The sequence below is a fragment of the Pseudomonas sp. SIMBA_067 genome, assembly GCF_046534675.1.
GTDB classification, from domain to species: Bacteria; Pseudomonadota; Gammaproteobacteria; order Pseudomonadales; family Pseudomonadaceae; genus Aquipseudomonas; species Aquipseudomonas putida.
Genome location: NZ_JAWRYH010000079.1, coordinates 1 through 398, shown reverse-complemented (window position 1 = coordinate 398; position 398 = coordinate 1). Strand labels below are relative to the sequence as shown.

Annotated in this window: 1 protein-coding gene; it reads right to left on the bottom strand. The window is 37.4% G+C overall.

All coding sequences use genetic code 11. The features are described from left to right. The coding region (locus tag SB765_RS28165) for a diguanylate cyclase domain-containing protein (protein WP_410932290.1) at nt 1–398 on the bottom strand (398 nt) is incomplete at both ends.

The window sequence follows — 398 nt, the reverse complement described above, 5'->3', positions numbered from 1 at the left end:
CTAGCTTTAACCTTAGCAGTACTTCAAAGTAGGCAACCTGATTAGTTTTAAAATCCCAAATGGGTTGATAATGAAGCTCTATACTGTCTTGTTGGAGTGCTTGACGTACCCCATGGCCCCACTCTAAACCCGTTTGCAGCGCATTGTTCTCACCATCTTGTTTTGAATAACAATGTACTAAGTTACGGCCTAAATTTTTAGCAATATATAACGCAATATCTGACTGCTTTAAGCATTCATTTGGATCGCAGTTATCAGCGGTAATTTGGGTTAAACCAATCGAGCAACTAATTGAATAGATTTGCTCTTCAGATTTAAATTGGTTGCCTTCAATGGCACTACAAATCCCTTCTGCAATTAAATGTGCATCCAATAAATTGGTATTTTTAAGTATCACC